We start from the raw sequence: 16,098 nt of genomic DNA, 5'->3' as shown, positions 1-16,098 counted from the left end.
TTACGGCGGCCATGGCGAGAGGGAAACGCCCGGATCCATTCCGAACCCGGAAGCTAAGCCTCTCAGCGCCGATGGTACTGCCCCGGAGACGGGGTGGGAGAGTAGGACGCCGCCGGACAACCATTCACAGGAAGGGCCCCCACCACCCGGTGCGGGGCCCTTCCGGCATTTCGTCAGGACGGCAACGGACGGCCGATCAGCGCCGACGGATCTCCTTCGTCGTCGCGCCGACGTTGTCCGCCAGCCAGGCGTTGAGAGCCACCAGGTCCCGCCAGGCGGTGCGGACCTGCTCGAGGGCCTCACGCCCGTGCAGCCACTCGGCGAAGTCGAAGAGCCGGCCGGCGTGCAGGGACCGGTGCCGCAGCAGGTCCGCGCGGGCGTCGTCGCCGCCCAGGTCGTAGCCCCTGGGCACCCCGGTGAGCCGGTCGCCGTCGACGGACCAGCCAGCGGCGGCCAGGCGACCCACCTCGTCCCGGAGCCGCGGGCCCTGGACGTCGTCCGCGACGGCGCGGCGGTAGCGCTCGACCTGGTCGGACTCCAGCCGCCAGGCGCCGCCGGCCACCCGCAGGCCCTCGGCGGAGATCTCGACGTACCAGGCACCCGCGCCGCGGCCCTCCGGGTTGGCGACGGCGCCCTGGTGCGTCTTGTACGGCGTCTTGTCGTTGCTGAAGCGGACGTCCCGGTAGGGGCGGAAGAGCTTCGCCGGGCCGAACTCGGCGGCCAGCTCGTCGACGAGGGCCTGCATGGGCGCCTTGACACAGGCGTCGTACACGGCGCGGTGCCGCGTCCAGTAGGTCTTGGAGTTGTCCGCCTCCAGGCCCTCGTAGAACACCAGGCCCTCGTCGGGGAAGCCCTGGAACGTCATGCGTCTCCTCCCAGGAGGGTGTGCCAGCGGACCTCGCGCAGCGGGACCCCGGCGGCGTCGAGGGTGCGCGCCCGGCCGTCCCGGTCCCACCCGGCCGACTCGAGGAAGCCGGCCGTGACCCGGTCGGCCTCGGGCACCCAGGCGGTCAGCCGCGCCGCACCGGTGCCGGCGGCCAGGTCGGCCACCGCGGCGAGCAGCCGGCTCCCGTGCCCACGCCGTCCCCACCGCGGCTCCACCAGGAGGACCGCGAGCTCGGTCGTCGGACCGGCCGGGTGCGGCTGCTCGCCGTCGGACAGTTCGGCGGGACCGAACGCGGCGAACCCGACCACCCGGCCGTCGTCGAGGGCGACCAGCACCCCGTGCGCCGCGGTGGGCGGGGCGGTGATCGCCGCGCGCCAGGCCGCCTCGGCTGCCGCGGCGTCCCAGCCCTCGAGCGCGGCAGGGGGCAGGACGTCGGCGTAGGCGGTGCGCCAGGTGTCGCCCTGCACGCGCGCCACCTCGGCGGCGTCCGCGGCGACGGCGGGGCGCACGGACACGTCCGCGGTGCCGGTCAGGCGCGGGAAGGCCGGGCGGGGGTCCACGCCGGGCAGCCTAGGTCGGGGGAGCGCGGCGGCGGACCGTCACCGGTGCACGGCAGGATCGGCGGCGTGCCCGCCTCCGTCGCCGACCGGCTGCCCGCCGCCCTCGCCCGGCGCATCGCGCTGGCCGCGCAGGGCTTCGCCGACCCGCGTCCCACCGGGGTGGTCGACAGCCGGCAGTTGCGGCGGATGGTCGACCGGCTCGGCGTCGTGCAGATCGACTCGGTCAACGTGCTGTCCCGGTCGCACTACCTGCCGGCGTTCAGCCGGCTGGGCGCCTACCGCCGGGCGGTCCTCGACGACTTCACCGCCCGCCGGCACGAGCTGTTCGAGTTCTGGGCGCACGAGGCGTCCTTCCTCCCGGTCCGGCTGCACCCCTACCTGCGCTGGCGCATGGCCGCCGCCGAGGAGCACGCCTGGGGCTCGATGGTGCGCATCCAGCGCGAGCGGCCCGGCTACGTGGCCGAGGTGCTCGACCGGGTGCGGGAGGGCGGTCCCACCAAGGCCAGCGACCTCGACGAGCCCCGCCCGGACCGGCCCGGGCAGATGTGGAACTGGCACGCCGGCAAGGTCGCCCTCGAGTGGCTCTTCTACACCGGCGTGCTCACGGCGCGGGCGCGCACGACGTCGTTCGAGCGGGTCTACGACCTCACCGAGCGGGTCCTGCCCGCCGCCGTCCTGCAGACGCCGACGCCGGACCCCGCCGACGCCGTCCGCGAGCTGGTGCGCACCGCCGCCCGCGCGCTCGGTGTGGCCACCGAGCGGGACCTGCGCGACTACTTCCGGCTGAAGCCGGCGCAGGCGCGGCAGGCGATCGCCGAGCTCGCCGACGCGGGGGAGCTGCTGCCGGTCGAGGTGGCCGGGTGGGGCGCGCCCGCCTGGCTGGACCCGGCCGCCCGCCGGCCGCGGTGGATCCGCGCCCGCGCGCTGCTGTCGCCGTTCGACTCGCTGGTGTGGGAGCGGCCGCGGGTCGAGCGCATCTTCGGCTTCCGCTACCGGCTGGAGATCTACACGCCCGCCGCGCAGCGGGTGCACGGCTACTACGTCCTGCCGTTCCTGCTCGGGGACCGCCTGGTGGCGCGGGTCGACCTCAAGGCCGACCGCCGGGCCGGCGTCCTGCGGGCGCAGGCCACCCACGCCGAGGACGGCGTCGACCGCGCGGAGGTCGCCGCCGCGCTGGCGGAGGAGCTGCGGCTGATGGCGGACTGGCTGGAGCTCGACGACGTCGCCGTGGCCGACCGCGGGGACCTGGCGGCCGACCTCACCTCCGCGCTGCCCGCCCCGCGCACCGTGGTCGCCTAGGCTCGACGCCCGTGGTGAGCAACGGACCGGTGGACACGCAGTACGAGGACCTCCTGCGGCGGATCCTCGAGACCGGCACGCCGAAGTCCGACCGCACCGGGACCGGCACGGTCAGCACCTTCGGCGAGCGGCTGCGCTACGACCTGTCGACGTCGTTCCCGCTCATCACGACGAAGAGGGTGCACTTCCGGTCGGTGGCGGTCGAGCTGCTGTGGTTCCTGCGCGGCGACGGCAACGTCCGCTGGCTGCAGGAGCACGGCGTCACCATCTGGGACGAGTGGGCCGACGCGAACGGCGACCTCGGTCCGGTCTACGGCGTCCAGTGGCGCTCCTGGCCCACCCCCGACGGCGGCACGGTCGACCAGATCCAGGGCGTCCTCGACACGCTCCGCAAGGACCCCGACTCCCGGCGCATGGTCGTGTCGGCGTGGAACGTCGCCGCGCTGCCGGAGATGGCGCTGGCCCCCTGCCACGCGCTGTTCCAGTTCGCCGTCCACGACGGCCGGCTGTCCTGCCAGCTCTACCAGCGCAGCGCCGACATGTTCCTCGGCGTCCCGTTCAACATCGCCAGCTACGCGCTGCTGACCCGCATGGTCGCCGCGCAGGTCGGGCTGGAGCCGGGCGAGTTCATCTGGGTCGGCGGCGACTGCCACGTCTACAGCAACCACGTCGAGCAGGTCCGCGAGCAGCTCTCCCGCGAGGCACGGCCGTTCCCGACGCTCGAGATCGCCCCGGCGCCGTCGCTGTTCGACCACACCTTCGAGTCGTTCACCCTGCACGGCTACGACCCGCACCCGGCCATCCGCGCCGCCGTGGCCGTGTGACCGTGCGCAGGACTCGGCGCCGATGGGCATAGCCTGCATCTGGGCGCAGGCCCACGACCAGGTCATCGGCGCCGGTGGCACCCTGCCCTGGCACCTGCCCGAGGACCTGCGGCTGTTCAAGCGCCTGACCGGCGGCGGCACCGTCGTCATGGGGCGGCGCACCTGGGAGTCGCTGCCCGCGCGCAACCGGCCGCTGCCGGGCCGGGTCAACGTCGTCCTCACCACCGACCCGGACTGGACCGCCGACGGCGCGCGGCGGGCCGGCTCGGTCGCCGGCGTGCTGGCCGCGCACCCGGACTGCTGGGTGATCGGCGGCGCGGCCGTCTACGCGGCGTTCCTCCCGCACGCGCACCGGCTGGTCGTCACGGACGTCGACCTGGCCGTCGACGGCGACACCCGCGCCCCCGTCCTCGACGACGGCTGGCGGCGCGTGTCCCGCACGCCGGAGGAGGGGTGGGCCACCTCGGCGACGGGCCTGCGGTACGCCGTCTCCGAGTTCCGCCGGGACGCTGCCGGGACCGGGACGCCCGCGGCCGGTCGGTAGATTCCTCCGCATGACCACCGACCCCGCCCGGCCGTTCGGACGCGTCGTCACGGCGATGGTCACCCCGCTCGCGGAGGACGGCTCGATCGACCTCGCCGGGGCCCAGGAGCTGGCCGCGCACCTGGTCGACCGGCAGGCCCACGACGGCCTCGTCGTCCTCGGCACCACCGGGGAGGCTCCCACGCTCAGCGACGGCGAGCAGCACGCCGTCCTCGAGGCGGTCATCGACGCGGTGGGCGACCGCGCCTCCGTGGTCGCGGGCGTGGGCACCAACGACACCGCGCACACCATCGAGAACGCGCGCCGGGCCGAGCGGCTGGGGGCGGACGGCCTGCTCGTCGTCACCCCGTACTACAACAAGCCGCCGCAGGCCGGGCTGCTGCGCCACTTCACCGCGGTCGCCGACTCCACCGACCTGCCGGTGATGCTCTACGACATCCCGCCCCGCTCGGTCGTGCCGATCGAGGTGGAGACGCTGGTCCGCGCCGCCGAGCACCCGCGCATCGTCGCGGTGAAGGACGCCAAGGGCGACTTCGGCGCGCTCGCCTGGACGCTGGCCCGCACCGACCTCGCCTACTACTGCGGCGAGGACATGGTCAACCTGCCGATGCTGGCCCTCGGCGCCGTCGGCGTGGTGAGCGTGGTCGGCCACCTGGCCGGCCCCCGGCTCGCCGAGCTCATCGCCGCGGTCGAGTCCGGCGACCTGGCCAAGGCGCGCGAGGTCAACGAGACCCTGCTGCCGCTGTACACCGGCATCTTCCGCACCCAGGGCGTCATCATGGTGAAGGCGGCGCTGCGCGAGCTGGGGCTGCCCGCCGGCCCCGTGCGCCCCCCGCTCGTCGACGCCACGCCCGAGCAGATCGCGCAGCTGCGCGCCGACCTCGCCGACGGAGGCATCCCCCTGTGAGCCCTGTGAGCGCCACCCCGTGACCGTGAGCACCGCCGGCACCGCCGGTCAGCCGCACCTGGACCTCAAGACGCCGCCCCCGCTGCCCGCCGGCGGCCTGCGGGTCATCGCGCTGGGCGGGCTCGGCGAGATCGGCCGCAACATGGCCGTGGTCGAGTTCGACGGGAAGCTGCTGGTCATCGACTGCGGGGTGCTCTTCCCCGAGGCCGAGCAGCCCGGCGTCGACCTGATCCTCCCCGACTTCGGGGTCATCGAGCACCGCCTCGACGACGTCGTCGCCGTCGTCCTCACCCACGGGCACGAGGACCACATCGGCGCGATCCCCTACCTGCTGCGGCTGCGCGGGGACATCCCGCTGGTCGGCTCGCGGTTCACCCTCGCCCTGGTGGCGGCCAAGCTGCGCGAGCACCGGCTGGTGCCGACGCTGGTCGAGGTCGCGGCGGGCGACGACCACGTCGCCGGGCCGTTCCACTGCGAGTTCATCGCGGTCAACCACTCGATCCCCGACGCGCTGGCCGTCGCCGTGCACACGCCCGCGGGCGTGCTCGTGCACACCGGCGACTTCAAGATGGACCAGCTCCCGCTCGACGGCGTCCTCACCGACCTCGGCGCCTTCGCCCGGCTGGGCCTCGAGGGCATCGACCTGCTGCTGGCCGACTCCACCAACGCCGAGATCCCCGGGTTCGTCACCTCCGAGCGGTCGATCGGGCCGGTGCTCGAGGACGTCTTCCGCCGCGCCACCCAGCGGCTGATCGTCTCCAGCTTCGCCAGCCACGTGCACCGCATCCAGCAGGTGCTCGACGCCGCCGAGATGCACGGCCGCAAGGTCGCCCTGGTCGGCCGCTCGATGGTCCGCAACATGGGCGTCGCCCGGGACCTCGGCCTGCTGCGGGTCGCACCGGGGCTGATGGTGAGCCTGGACGAGGCGACGAGCATGCCGCCGGAGCAGGTGGTGCTCATCAGCACCGGCTCGCAGGGCGAGCCGCTGTCCGCGCTCGGGCGCATGGCCCGCGGCGAGCACCACCAGGTCACCATCGAGGCCGGCGACACCATCGTGCTCGCCTCCTCGCTGGTGCCCGGCAACGAGACCGCCGTCTACAAGGTCATCAACGGGCTGGCCCGGCTCGGCGCCACCGTCGTGCACAAGGAGACCGCCCGCGTGCACGTCTCCGGGCACGCCCCCGCCGGTGAGCTGCGGACGCTGCTCAACGTCGCCAAGCCGCGCTACCTCATGCCGGTGCACGGGGAGTGGCGGCACCTGCGGGCGCACGCCGCGCTGGCCGAGGAGACCGGCATGACCACCGACCGGGTCATCCTCGCCGAGGACGGCGTGGTGGTGGACCTGGTCGACGGCAAGGCCTCGATCACCGGGTCGGTGCCGGTGGGCAACGTCTACGTCGACGGGCTCAACGTGGGCGACGTCGGCGAGGAGTCGCTGCAGGAGCGGCGCATCCTCGGCGACGAGGGCTTCGTGGCGCTCACCGTGGTGATCGAGCCCTCGACGGGCACGATCGTCCGGCCGGTGCACCTGTCCACCCGCGGCTTCTCCGACGACCCGAGTGCCTTCGACGAGGTGCTGCACCTGGTCGAGGACAACCTCAAGCGGGACCTCGCCGACGGTCAGCGCGACGCCCACCGGCTGTCGCAGACGATCCGCCGGACGGTCGGCAAGTGGGTGTCCGACACCCACCGCCGCCGCCCGATGATCATCCCGACCGTCCTCGAGGTGTGATCCCGGCGGTCTGAACGGGGCGGCGGCCGCGGCCGTACCCCCTCGTGAGCGGCGCCCGGCTGGCGGGCGCCGCGGACCGAGGGGACTGCCATGCGACCCACGACCCTGCGCGCCGGCACCGCGGCCGGCGCGTCGGCGTTCGCCCTGCTGCTGCTCACCGCGACCCCGGCCGCGGCCGGCGGCCCGGGCTCCTCCGGCGGGAGCGGCGTCACGACCACCGCCGACGGGAGCCCCGGCTCCCTGCGCGCCGCGGTGCAGGCGGCCAACGCCGCCGGCTCGGGCACGATCGTGCTGTCCGACCGCACGTACCGCCTCGCGCTGTCCGGCCAGGACGACACCGCGGCCGCCGGCGACCTCGACGTCACCGGCCGGCTCGTCGTCGAGGGGCGCGGTGCCACCGTCGACGCAGCCGGCCTGGACCGGGTGTTCGACGTCCGGCCCGGCGGCTCGCTGACGCTGCGGGGCACCACCGTCACCGGCGGCGTGGCCCCCGGCGCGCCGGGCGCCACCGGCGGCGCCTCCGGCGGCGGCGTCCTCAACGCCGGGACCCTCGTCCTCGACCGCAGCACCGTCACCGGCAACACCGCCGCCCGCGCCGGCGGCGGCGTCGAGGCGGTCGCCGGGTCGGCGACGACCGTCACCCGCTCGACGCTGTCGCACAACACCACGGGCGCGGGCCCGGGCAACGGCGGCGGTCTGCACCTGACCGGCGCCGGCACCGTGCACGTCGACCGCAGCACGGTCACCGGCAACACCGCCGCGGCGGAGGGCGGCGGGTTGTGGAACTCCGCGGCCGGGACCATGACGGTCGAGCGCAGCACCGTCACCGGCAACCGCGCCGCCGGCCCAGCGGCCGACAACGGCGGCGGCGGGTTGTTCAACGACGGTGGGTCGCTGACGGTCGACCGCACCGAGGTCCGCGGCAACGTCGCCGACGGCGCCTCGGGCTCCGGTGGCGGGCTGCTCAACGACAGCGGCACGCTGACCGTCACCCGCTCGGTGGTCGCGGGCAACAGCGCGCGTCGGGCCGGCGGCGGCGTCGAGGCCGACACCGGGACCACGACACTGGAGCGGACCGAGCTCACCGGCAACACCACGGGCGCGGGCCCGGGCAACGGCGGCGGCCTGCACCTGACCGGCGCCGGCACCGTCCGCGTGGACCGCGGCACGGTCACCGGCAACACCGCCGCGACCGAGGGCGGGGGGCTGTGGAACTCCGCGGCCGGGACCATGACCGTCACCCAGACGACCATCCGCGCCAACACCGCGCCCACCGGCCCGGACGTGTTCCAGGACGGCGCCGGCACCGGCTTCACCGTCGACGGGCGCACCGTCCCCGGCGAGGCCTGATCCGGGGAGGGGGCGTCGGGCACGGGGGTCGGCGCCCCCTCTCCCTCAGAAGTCGGAGCGGACCACCACGTCGCCGTCGGCGTCGACCACCTCGAAGCCGACGGCGTCGGCGCGCAGCACCGAGGAGTTGAGGTTGCAGCGCAGCTCGACTCCGCCGACGCCGAGGAACTCCCCTGCGGGCACCTCGCGCCCGGCGTCGTCGGTGACCGCGACGCGGTAGACCTCGCCGTCCTCGAACCCGGTACCGGTCAGCTTCACCTCCACGCCCCAGGTGTGCGGCACCAGGTCCGCGCGCGCCTGCACGCCGGGAGCCACGGCCTGGACCGCGACCGGCTCGAGCGGGGGCGGGTCGGGCACCGGCCGCACCAGCCAGCCGACGGCGCCACCGGCCGCGGCCACCCCGGCCACCGCCGTGGCCGCCAGCACCCGTCGGCGCGTCCCCGCCCGCCGCAGCGGGAGCACCCGCCGCCGTTCCTCCTCGGCGATCCGGCCGAGCACGCGGGCGCCGAGGTCCGGCGGGGGAGTGGGGGTGGCGTCGAGCGCGTCGGGGTCGACGCGGGCCAGCCGCGCGGCCAGCGGCGCGATCTCGGCGAGCTCGGCGCGGCAGCCGGGACATCCGTCGAGGTGGGCGCGCACGCGGTCGCGCTCGGCCGGCCCGAGGGCACCCAGCGCGTAGGCGCCGAGCAGCTCGCGCAGCTCCCGGTGCTCGTCCCCGCGCGGACCGCTCACGGCTCGACCCCCATCTCGTCGAGGGCCAGGCGCAAGGCCTTGAGCCCGTAGAACACCCGGCTGCGGACCGTCCCGACCGGCACGCCGAGCTCAGCGGCCACCTCTGCGTGCGGCCGGCCGCGCAGGTGCGTCTGCACGATCGCCGTCCGGTGCTCCTCGCTGATCCGGCGCAGCGCCTCCTCGACCACCCAGGCGTCCACCAGCGCCTCGTCGGCGGCAGCCACGGGCGGCGCGTCGGACGCCGCGTCGTCGGTCAGCTGCCGCTGCCACGGCCGGACGGCGAACCGGCGGGCCTCGTCGACCACCGCGTTGCGGGCGATGGCGAACAGCCACGTGCGCAGGCTCGCCAGCTGCGGGTCGAACGAGCCGGAGGCGCGCCAGGCGCGGAGGAACACCTCCTGGACGACGTCCTGCGCCGCGCCGCCGTCGCCGAGCTGGCGCAGCGCGAAGCGGTAGAGCTCGGCGCCGTGGGCGGCGTAGGCCGCCCGCACGTCCAGCGGTGCCGCCGGTGCCCGCCTGGCCATCCGCGCCTCCTCCCGGGTCCCCCGTCCCGAGGACGTACGCACGCCGGGCCGCGGCGGTTCACCGGACGACGGTCACCGGCGCGATCCCCTCCTCCGGCAGCGTGAAGCCCCAGACCTGCGCGTAGAAGGACAGCTCCCCGTCGAGGGCGGCGCGGATGTTCTCCGCACGCCGGAAGCCGTGCTGCTCGCCGTCGAACAGCAGGTAGGCGTGCGGCACGCCCTTCTCCCGCAGCGCCGCGACCATCACCTCGGCCTGCTCCGGCGGGACGACGCGGTCCTCGGCGCCCTGGAACACCGCCAGCGGGGTGTCCAGCGCGTCGACCTGCGTGATGGGTGAGCGCTCGGCGTACACGTCGGCGCCCTCGGGCCACGGCGCGACCAGCCCGTCGAGGTAGCGGGACTCGAACTTGTGGGTGTCCGAGGCCAGGGCGCCCAGGTCGGCCACGCCGAAGTGGCTGGCGCCGGCGGTGAAGACGCCCGGCCGCAGGGTGAGCGCGGCCAGCGTCGTGTAGCCGCCGGCCGAGCCGCCGCGGATGGCCATGCGGGCGGGGTCCACCCGGCCGGCGTCGGCGAGGTGCTGCGCGCAGGCGACGACGTCGTCGAGGTCGACGACGCCCCACCGGCCCTGCAGCGCGTCGCGGTAGCGGCGGCCGTAGCCGGTGGAGCCGCGGTAGTCGACGTGCGCGACGCAGAAGCCGCGCGAGGTGAAGTACTGGATCTCCAGGTCCAGCACGCGCGGGTGGGCCGACGTCGGGCCGCCGTGCACCATCACGATCAGCGGCGGCAGGTCCCCCTCGGGCGCGCGGGCCTCCGGGTTCGCCGGCGGGTAGACCGCGGCGTGCGCCTCGGCGATGCCGGTGCCGCGCTCCTCGGTCGGGAAGGTCAGGTGCTCCGGCGCGGAGAACCACGCCGGGTCCAGCCCGAGGTCGCGCGCCGGGCGCAGGACCTCGCTGCGCCCGGAGAGGTCCGCGCGCAGCACGACCGGCTCGCTCGCCGGGCTGCCGGCCACGCAGACGACGCCGTCGCCGAGCGCGGTGAGGTACCGCAGGGCGGTCCACCCGGGCAGCGGCACCTCCCGCGTGGTCCCGTCGGCCTCGACGACGACCAGCCGGTCCCCGCCCTCGCCGCCGGCCGCGGCGACCACCCGGCCGCCGGGCAGCAGGACGAACCGGCGGGCGCCGAAGACCCACTGCGGCCCGGCGATCTCGGTGCCGGTGTCGAGGACCAGCTCCGCCCCGCCGCCCGGCCGCCACCGCCACAGCGACCACACGTCGGTCCGGTCGCAGCAGAACCAGAGGGTGCCGTCGTCGGCCCAGGTGGGCTGCACCGCCGACTCGCCCGGGCCGCCCGCGACCACGGTCTCGGTGCCGTCGGCGGCGCGGACGACCAGCTGCGCGGCGTCCCAGGGCATGTCCGGGTGGTCCCACTGCAGCCAGGCCAGCTGCCCGCCCGGGCCGGGCCGGGGGTCGGAGACGAAGTCCGGCCCGCTGACCAGCACCTCGGCGGTGCCGTCCGGCGCCAGCCGCACCACCTCGTCGACGACGTCGGCCGCGGCGCCGGAGGCGGCGTGCGTCTCGCGGACGGCGAGCAGCGAGCCGCCGGCGTCCGGGGTCAGGTCGGCGTACCGCACCCCGGCCGGCAGGTCCGGCTCGGGTGTGACGGCGACCGGGCCGTCGTCGCCGGGGGACAGCCGGTACAGCCGCTGGTCGTCGAAGTGGGTGAACCACAGCGTGCCGCCCGCGACCGTCCACGCCGCCCCGCCGTACTCGTGCACCCGGGTGCGGGCGTTCCAGGGGGAGGGGAGGGCGTCGGTCGTGGTGCCGTCGGCCGAGCGCCGGACCAGCGCCGACCGGCCGCCCTCGCCGGGGCGTGACTCGGACCACCAGACGTCGTCGCCGTCGACGGCGACCTCGCCGAGGCGCGCCGCCGCGCGGACGACGAGTGCCGAGGTGATCGGGGTCGGCCAGCTGCCGTACGGCACGGGGGAGGAGGTCGGCATGCAGCGACCGTAGGCCGGGGACACGAGCACGCGCCTTCCTGGGAGGACGCCGGCCGGCGGCTACCGTCGACACATGCCTGCCCGCACCACGCCCTCGCGCCGGCCGGCCGGCTCGGCCCCGAAGGGCCGGTCCGGGTCGACGGCCTCCGGCAAGCGGCCGGCCTCGCGCACGCCCGCCCGCAACGGCAACCGCAAGCCGCCCGCCCGCAGACCCGCCCCCAAGCAGGGGCCGGGCGCGGCGGCGGGCGCGTTCCGGGCGGCCGCGGGTGCCTGGTCCCTGCTCGCCCGCGGCGCCGGTGGGCTGGCCCGCTCGATCGCCCGCCCGGAGGAGGCCGAGCCGCTGGCCCCCGAGCACCGCCGCGACGGGGCCGGCCTCGCCGTCCTCGGGCTCGCCGTCGTCCTCGGCGCCGCCGCGTGGTTCGACGGCATCGGCCCCGTGGGCGCCGGCCTCGCCGACGGCGTCCGCTGGATCGTCGGCTCCCTGCTCGTGGTGCTGCCGGCGCTGCTGTTCCTCGTCGCGCTGCGGCTGCTGCGCCGCGCCCCGCGTCCGGAGGCCCGCGGCCGGCTGGCCATCGGCTGGGTGTGCGCCACGCTCGCGGTGCTCGGCATCGCGTCCGTCGTCGGCACCCCCGCCGACCCGATGGCCGGCGAGCCCGGCTCGGGCGGCCTGGTCGGCTGGGCGGTCGGGACGCCGCTGACCGCGGGGCTCGGCGCCGTCGTCGCCGTCGTCCTGCTCTCCCTGCTCGCCGTCTTCGCGCTCCTGGTGCTCACCGGGACCCCCCTGCACCAGGTGCCCGAGCGGCTGCGCGAGCTCGTCGGCCGGGGCGGTGACGAGGAGTGGGACGAGGACGGCTACGACGAGGACTGGGCCGAGGAGGAGCCGGCCGAGCCGGTCAAGCCGCGCCGCTCCAAGCGCGCGGCGCTGGCCGAGGCGCTCGCCGAGGGCGACTCGCCCGACCTCACCACCACGGGCCCGATCGACCACGTGCCGACCGCGGACGTGCGGGAAGCCGTCCGGCACGAGCCCGCCCCCGAGCCGGCGCCCGCCGCGGGCCGGCGGCCCGCCGTCGTCGACCGGACGGCGCCGCCGGAGGAGCTCCCGCCGGTCGAGGAGCCCCAGCAGCTGGTCATCGAGCCGGTCGAGGGCGACTACGTGCTGCCCTCGATCAACTCGCTGCGCCCGGGCACGCCGCCGCGGGCCCGCTCCCAGGCCAACGACGCCGCCATCGAGGCGATCACCGGCGTCCTCGAGCAGTTCAACGTCGACGCCGCCGTCACCAGCTTCACCCGCGGCCCGACGGTCACCCGCTACGAGATCGAGCTCGGCCCCGCGGTCAAGGTCGAGAAGATCACCGCGCTGACCAAGAACCTCGCGTACGCGGTCGCCAACGACAACATCCGCATCCTCGCCCCGATCCCGGGCAAGTCCGCGGTCGGCGTCGAGGTGCCCAACACCGACCGCGAGACCGTCAGCCTCGGCGACGTCATGCGCTCGAACGTGGCCAAGCAGGACCCGCACCCGATGCTCGTGGGCCTGGGCAAGGACATCGAGGGCGGCTTCGTCTGCGCCAACCTCGCGAAGATGCCGCACCTGCTGGTCGCCGGCGCCACCGGCTCCGGCAAGTCCAGCTGCGTCAACTCGGTGCTGGTGTCGCTGCTGCTGCGGGCCACGCCCGACCAGCTGCGGATGATCCTGGTCGACCCGAAGATGGTCGAGCTCACGCCCTACGACGGCATCCCGCACCTGATCACGCCGATCATCACCGACCCGAAGAAGGCGGCCACCGCGCTGGCCTGGCTGGTCGAGGAGATGGAGCAGCGCTACCAGGACATGCGGGCGTCCGGCGTCCGGCACATCGACGACTTCAACCGCAAGGTCGAGCGCGGCGAGATCGTGGCGCCGCCCGGCAGCGAGCGGGTCTACCGGCCCTACCCCTACATCCTCGCGATCGTCGACGAGCTCGCCGACCTCATGATGGTCGCCCCGCGCGACGTCGAGGAGTCGATCGTCCGCATCACCCAGAAGGCGCGCGCGGCCGGCATCCACCTCCTGCTCGCCACCCAGCGGCCCTCCGTCGACGTCGTCACCGGCCTCATCAAGGCCAACGTGCCCTCGCGGCTGGCGTTCTCCACCTCCAGCCTCACCGACAGCCGGGTCATCCTCGACCAGCCCGGCGCGGAGAAGCTGATCGGCATGGGCGACGCCCTGTTCCTGCCGATCGGCGCCGGCAAGCCGATCCGCGTGCAGGGCGCCTACGTGTCCGACGCCGAGATCGAGGCGGTCGTCGAGTTCACCAAGCGCCAGGCCGAGCCGGAGTACCGCGAGGAGGTCTTCAGCGCCGCGCAGGGCGAGAAGAAGGAGATCGACGAGGACATCGGCGGGGACCTGGACCTCCTGTGCCAGGCGGTCGACCTCGTCGTCACGAGCCAGTTCGGCTCGACGTCGATGCTGCAGCGCAAGCTGCGGGTCGGCTTCGCCAAGGCCGGCCGGCTCATGGACCTCATGGAGACCCGGGGCGTCGTCGGCCCGTCCGAGGGCTCCAAGGCCCGCGACGTGCTGGTCAAGCCCGACGAGCTGGAGTCGGTCCTGTTCACACTGCGTGGCGGGACCCTGCCCACCGAGGCGTGAGCGCCGCGGCCGAGGCGTCGTGCGGCGCCCCTCCAGCAGGGGCCCGCGGCGTCCCCGTGAGCCGTGGGGGCCAGGAGGGTCCTTCGACTACGATGGGCCGGTGACAGCTCCGCCCAGCCCTGCCCGCACGGTGGCGGTGGTGACCCTCGGCTGCGCCCGCAACGAGGTCGACTCGGAGGAGCTGGCCGGCCGCCTGGCCGCCGACGGCTACCGACTGGTCGAGGACCCCGAGGGCGCCGACGCCGTCCTGGTCAACACCTGCGGGTTCATCGAGTCGGCGAAGAAGGACTCGGTCGACGCCGTCCTCGCGGCCACCGACAGCGGCGCCGAGGTGGTCGCCGTCGGGTGCATGGCCGAGCGCTACGGCTCCGAGCTGGCCGAGGCGCTGCCCGAGGCCACCGTCCTCGGCTTCGACGACTACGCCGCGATCGGCGACCGGCTCGACGACGTCCTCGCCGGCCGGCCGCTGGTCCCGCACTCGCCGCGCGACCGCCGCACGCTCCTGCCGATCAGCCCGGTCGCCCGCACCGCCGCGGCCGCCTCCGCGGAGGCCCCGGCCATCCCCGGCCACGGCTGGGTGCAGCGCCGCCGGCTGGCCTCCGGCCCCTCCGCCGCGCTCAAGCTCGCCTCCGGCTGCGACCGGCGGTGCGCCTTCTGCGCCATCCCGACCTTCCGCGGCTCGTTCGTCTCCCGGCCCCCGGCCGAGGTCCTCGGCGAGGCCCGCTGGCTGGCCGAGCAGGGCGTGACCGAGCTGGTGCTGGTCAGCGAGAACTCCACCTCCTACGGCAAGGACCTCGGCGACCTGCGCTCGCTGGAGCGGCTGCTGCCGCAGCTGGCCGCGGTCGAGGGGATCGCCCGGGTGCGGGTGGCCTACCTGCAGCCCGCCGAGCTGCGCCCGGGCCTGCTCGAGGTCATCGCCGCGACCGAGGGCGTCGCGCCCTACTTCGACCTGTCGTTCCAGCACTCCTCGCCCGGCCTGCTGCGCCGGATGCGCCGGTTCGGCGGCACCGACGACTTCCTCGCCCTGATCGAGCGCGCCCGGTCGCTGGCGCCCACGGCCGGGTTCCGCACCAACGTCATCCTCGGCTTCCCGGGGGAGACCGAGGACGACGTCGCCGAGCTCGAGCGCTTCCTCACCGAGGGCCGCCTCGACGCCGTCGGGGTCTTCGGCTACTCCGACGAGGAGGGCACCGAGGCGATCGGCCTGCCGGGCAAGCTCGGCCGCGCCGAGATCGACGCCCGCGTCCGGCGGATCACCGACCTGGTCGAGGAGCTCACCGCCCAGCGCGCCGAGGACCGCGTCGGCGAGCGCGTCGAGGTGCTGCTCACCGAGGACCTGTCCGCGGAGGAGGGGCCGGGCGTCTGGGCCGGCCACGCCGCGCACCAGGACCCCGACGCCGACGGCACGACCACGGTGACCCGCGTCCCCGCCGACGCCCGGCCCGGGCAGCTGCTCACGGCCGAGGTGGTCGGCACCGAGGGCGTCGACCTGGTCGCGGCCGCCCTCGAGCCCGCCGCCCTCCCGGCCGGGCGGTGACCGCGCGGTGAGCGCCGTCCTGCCGGACCCGGCGGCGACCCCGCCGCAGTCGGCCAGGCTGGTCAACCTGCCGAACGCGCTCACCGTCCTCCGGTTGGCCCTGGTGCCGGTGTTCGCCGTCCTGCTGCTGTCCGACGGCGGCATGGACGACGACCGCCGCGTGTGGGCGACGGTGTTCTTCGCGCTGGCGATCATCACCGACCGCTACGACGGGCTCATCGCGCGCCGAACCGGCCAGGTGACCGAGTTCGGCAAGCTCGCCGACCCGATCGCGGATAAGGCGCTCACCGGGACCGCGCTGGTCGGGCTGTCGGTGCTCGGGCTGCTGCCCTGGTGGGTGACGCTGACCATCCTCGTCCGCGAGGTCGGCGTGACCCTGCTGCGGTTCTGGGTCATCCGGCACGGCGTCATCGCCGCCAGCCGCGGCGGCAAGGCCAAGACCGTCGTCCAGGCCCTGGCCATCGGGCTGTACACCCTGCCGCTGACCGGGGGGGGGGGGGGGGGCGGGGGGGGGGGGGGGGGGGGGGGGGGGGGGGGGCGGGGGGGGCGCGGGGGCGTCGCGCGTGACCGCCCGCTCA

14 protein-coding genes and 1 rRNA gene are annotated in these 16,098 nt (G+C 75.7%); 10 read left to right on the top strand and 5 right to left on the bottom strand.

The genetic code is table 11. From position 1 onward, the window contains the following. The first annotated feature begins 1 nt into the window (after position 1). A 5S ribosomal RNA gene (gene rrf / locus ACI79Z_RS22690) occupies positions 2-118 on the top strand. Positions 119-196: 78 nt separating this feature from the next. On the opposite strand, the gene ACI79Z_RS22685 is transcribed toward rrf, so the two are convergent. Then, positions 197-865, bottom strand: a complete 669-nt coding sequence (locus ACI79Z_RS22685) for a DUF2461 domain-containing protein (RefSeq protein WP_456904201.1) — start codon at positions 863-865, stop codon at positions 197-199. After that, positions 862-1,446 carry a GNAT family N-acetyltransferase gene (locus ACI79Z_RS22680; RefSeq protein ID WP_387994241.1) on the bottom strand — a complete coding sequence of 195 codons (585 nt, stop codon included), beginning with the start codon at positions 1,444-1,446 and terminating at the stop codon, positions 862-864. Before ACI79Z_RS22680 ends, ACI79Z_RS22685 begins: the two co-directional genes overlap by 4 nt. Positions 1,447-1,512: 66 nt before the next feature. Here ACI79Z_RS22680 and ACI79Z_RS22675 point away from each other — a divergent pair, with 66 nt between their 5' ends. The 6 genes from ACI79Z_RS22675 (at position 1,513) to ACI79Z_RS22650 (ending at position 8,102) form a co-directional block, all read left to right on the top strand. Beyond that, positions 1,513-2,745: a winged helix-turn-helix domain-containing protein gene (locus ACI79Z_RS22675; RefSeq protein ID WP_456904198.1), complete on the top strand. Its 1,233-nt coding sequence runs from the start codon at positions 1,513-1,515 to the stop codon at positions 2,743-2,745. 11 nt (positions 2,746-2,756) lie between these two features. Then, the gene (locus ACI79Z_RS22670; protein ID WP_456904196.1) at positions 2,757-3,569 is read left to right on the top strand and encodes a thymidylate synthase; all 813 of its coding nucleotides are present in this window, start codon (positions 2,757-2,759) and stop codon (positions 3,567-3,569) included. 22 nt (positions 3,570-3,591) lie between these two features. Further along, the gene (locus ACI79Z_RS22665; protein ID WP_456904194.1) at positions 3,592-4,113 is read left to right on the top strand and encodes a dihydrofolate reductase; all 522 of its coding nucleotides are present in this window, start codon (positions 3,592-3,594) and stop codon (positions 4,111-4,113) included. 10 nt (positions 4,114-4,123) lie between these two features. After that, positions 4,124-5,020 (top strand): 4-hydroxy-tetrahydrodipicolinate synthase, encoded by an 897-nt coding sequence (gene dapA, locus ACI79Z_RS22660; RefSeq protein ID WP_387994250.1) that lies wholly within the window; start codon positions 4,124-4,126, stop codon positions 5,018-5,020. A 25-nt stretch (positions 5,021-5,045) separates the two neighbouring features. Beyond that, positions 5,046-6,752 carry a ribonuclease J gene (locus ACI79Z_RS22655; RefSeq protein ID WP_387994253.1) on the top strand — a complete coding sequence of 569 codons (1,707 nt, stop codon included), beginning with the start codon at positions 5,046-5,048 and terminating at the stop codon, positions 6,750-6,752. Between the two features lie 90 nt (positions 6,753-6,842). Then, a complete protein-coding gene (locus ACI79Z_RS22650; RefSeq protein WP_456904191.1) occupies positions 6,843-8,102 on the top strand; it encodes a right-handed parallel beta-helix repeat-containing protein in 1,260 nt (419 codons plus the stop codon). Positions 8,103-8,147: 45 nt separating this feature from the next. Here the strand turns inward: ACI79Z_RS22650 and ACI79Z_RS22645 are convergent, their stop codons facing one another. Genes ACI79Z_RS22645 through ACI79Z_RS22635 form a run of 3 tightly spaced genes read right to left on the bottom strand, consistent with a single transcriptional unit; the run spans position 8,148 to position 11,354 of the window. Continuing rightward, positions 8,148-8,831, bottom strand: a complete 684-nt coding sequence (locus ACI79Z_RS22645) for a zf-HC2 domain-containing protein (protein WP_387994259.1) — start codon at positions 8,829-8,831, stop codon at positions 8,148-8,150. Further along, positions 8,828-9,355 (bottom strand): sigma-70 family RNA polymerase sigma factor, encoded by a 528-nt coding sequence (locus tag ACI79Z_RS22640; protein WP_456904189.1) that lies wholly within the window; start codon positions 9,353-9,355, stop codon positions 8,828-8,830. The genes ACI79Z_RS22645 and ACI79Z_RS22640 overlap by 4 nt, the downstream gene beginning before the upstream one ends. A 58-nt stretch (positions 9,356-9,413) precedes the next feature. Beyond that, positions 9,414-11,354, bottom strand: a complete 1,941-nt coding sequence (locus tag ACI79Z_RS22635; RefSeq protein WP_456904187.1) for a dipeptidyl-peptidase 5 — start codon at positions 11,352-11,354, stop codon at positions 9,414-9,416. Between the two features lie 73 nt (positions 11,355-11,427). Between ACI79Z_RS22635 and ACI79Z_RS22630 the strand changes: the two genes are divergently transcribed. The 3 genes from ACI79Z_RS22630 to pgsA all read left to right on the top strand — a co-directional run. Continuing rightward, positions 11,428-13,983, top strand: a complete 2,556-nt coding sequence (locus ACI79Z_RS22630) for a DNA translocase FtsK (protein WP_387994267.1) — start codon at positions 11,428-11,430, stop codon at positions 13,981-13,983. A gap of 100 nt (positions 13,984-14,083) precedes the next feature. Continuing rightward, positions 14,084-15,520 (top strand): 30S ribosomal protein S12 methylthiotransferase RimO, encoded by a 1,437-nt coding sequence (gene rimO / locus ACI79Z_RS22625; RefSeq protein ID WP_387994270.1) that lies wholly within the window; start codon positions 14,084-14,086, stop codon positions 15,518-15,520. A 7-nt stretch (positions 15,521-15,527) separates the two neighbouring features. Next, positions 15,528-16,098, top strand: a 571-nt coding sequence (gene pgsA, locus ACI79Z_RS22620) for a CDP-diacylglycerol--glycerol-3-phosphate 3-phosphatidyltransferase (RefSeq protein WP_456904185.1), incomplete at its 3' end; no start/stop codon positions are given.

Source organism: Geodermatophilus sp. SYSU D00663 (assembly GCF_054050655.1).
Note: the sequence above shows the minus strand (reverse complement) of the source record. Positions and strands in the feature narration are given on the sequence as shown.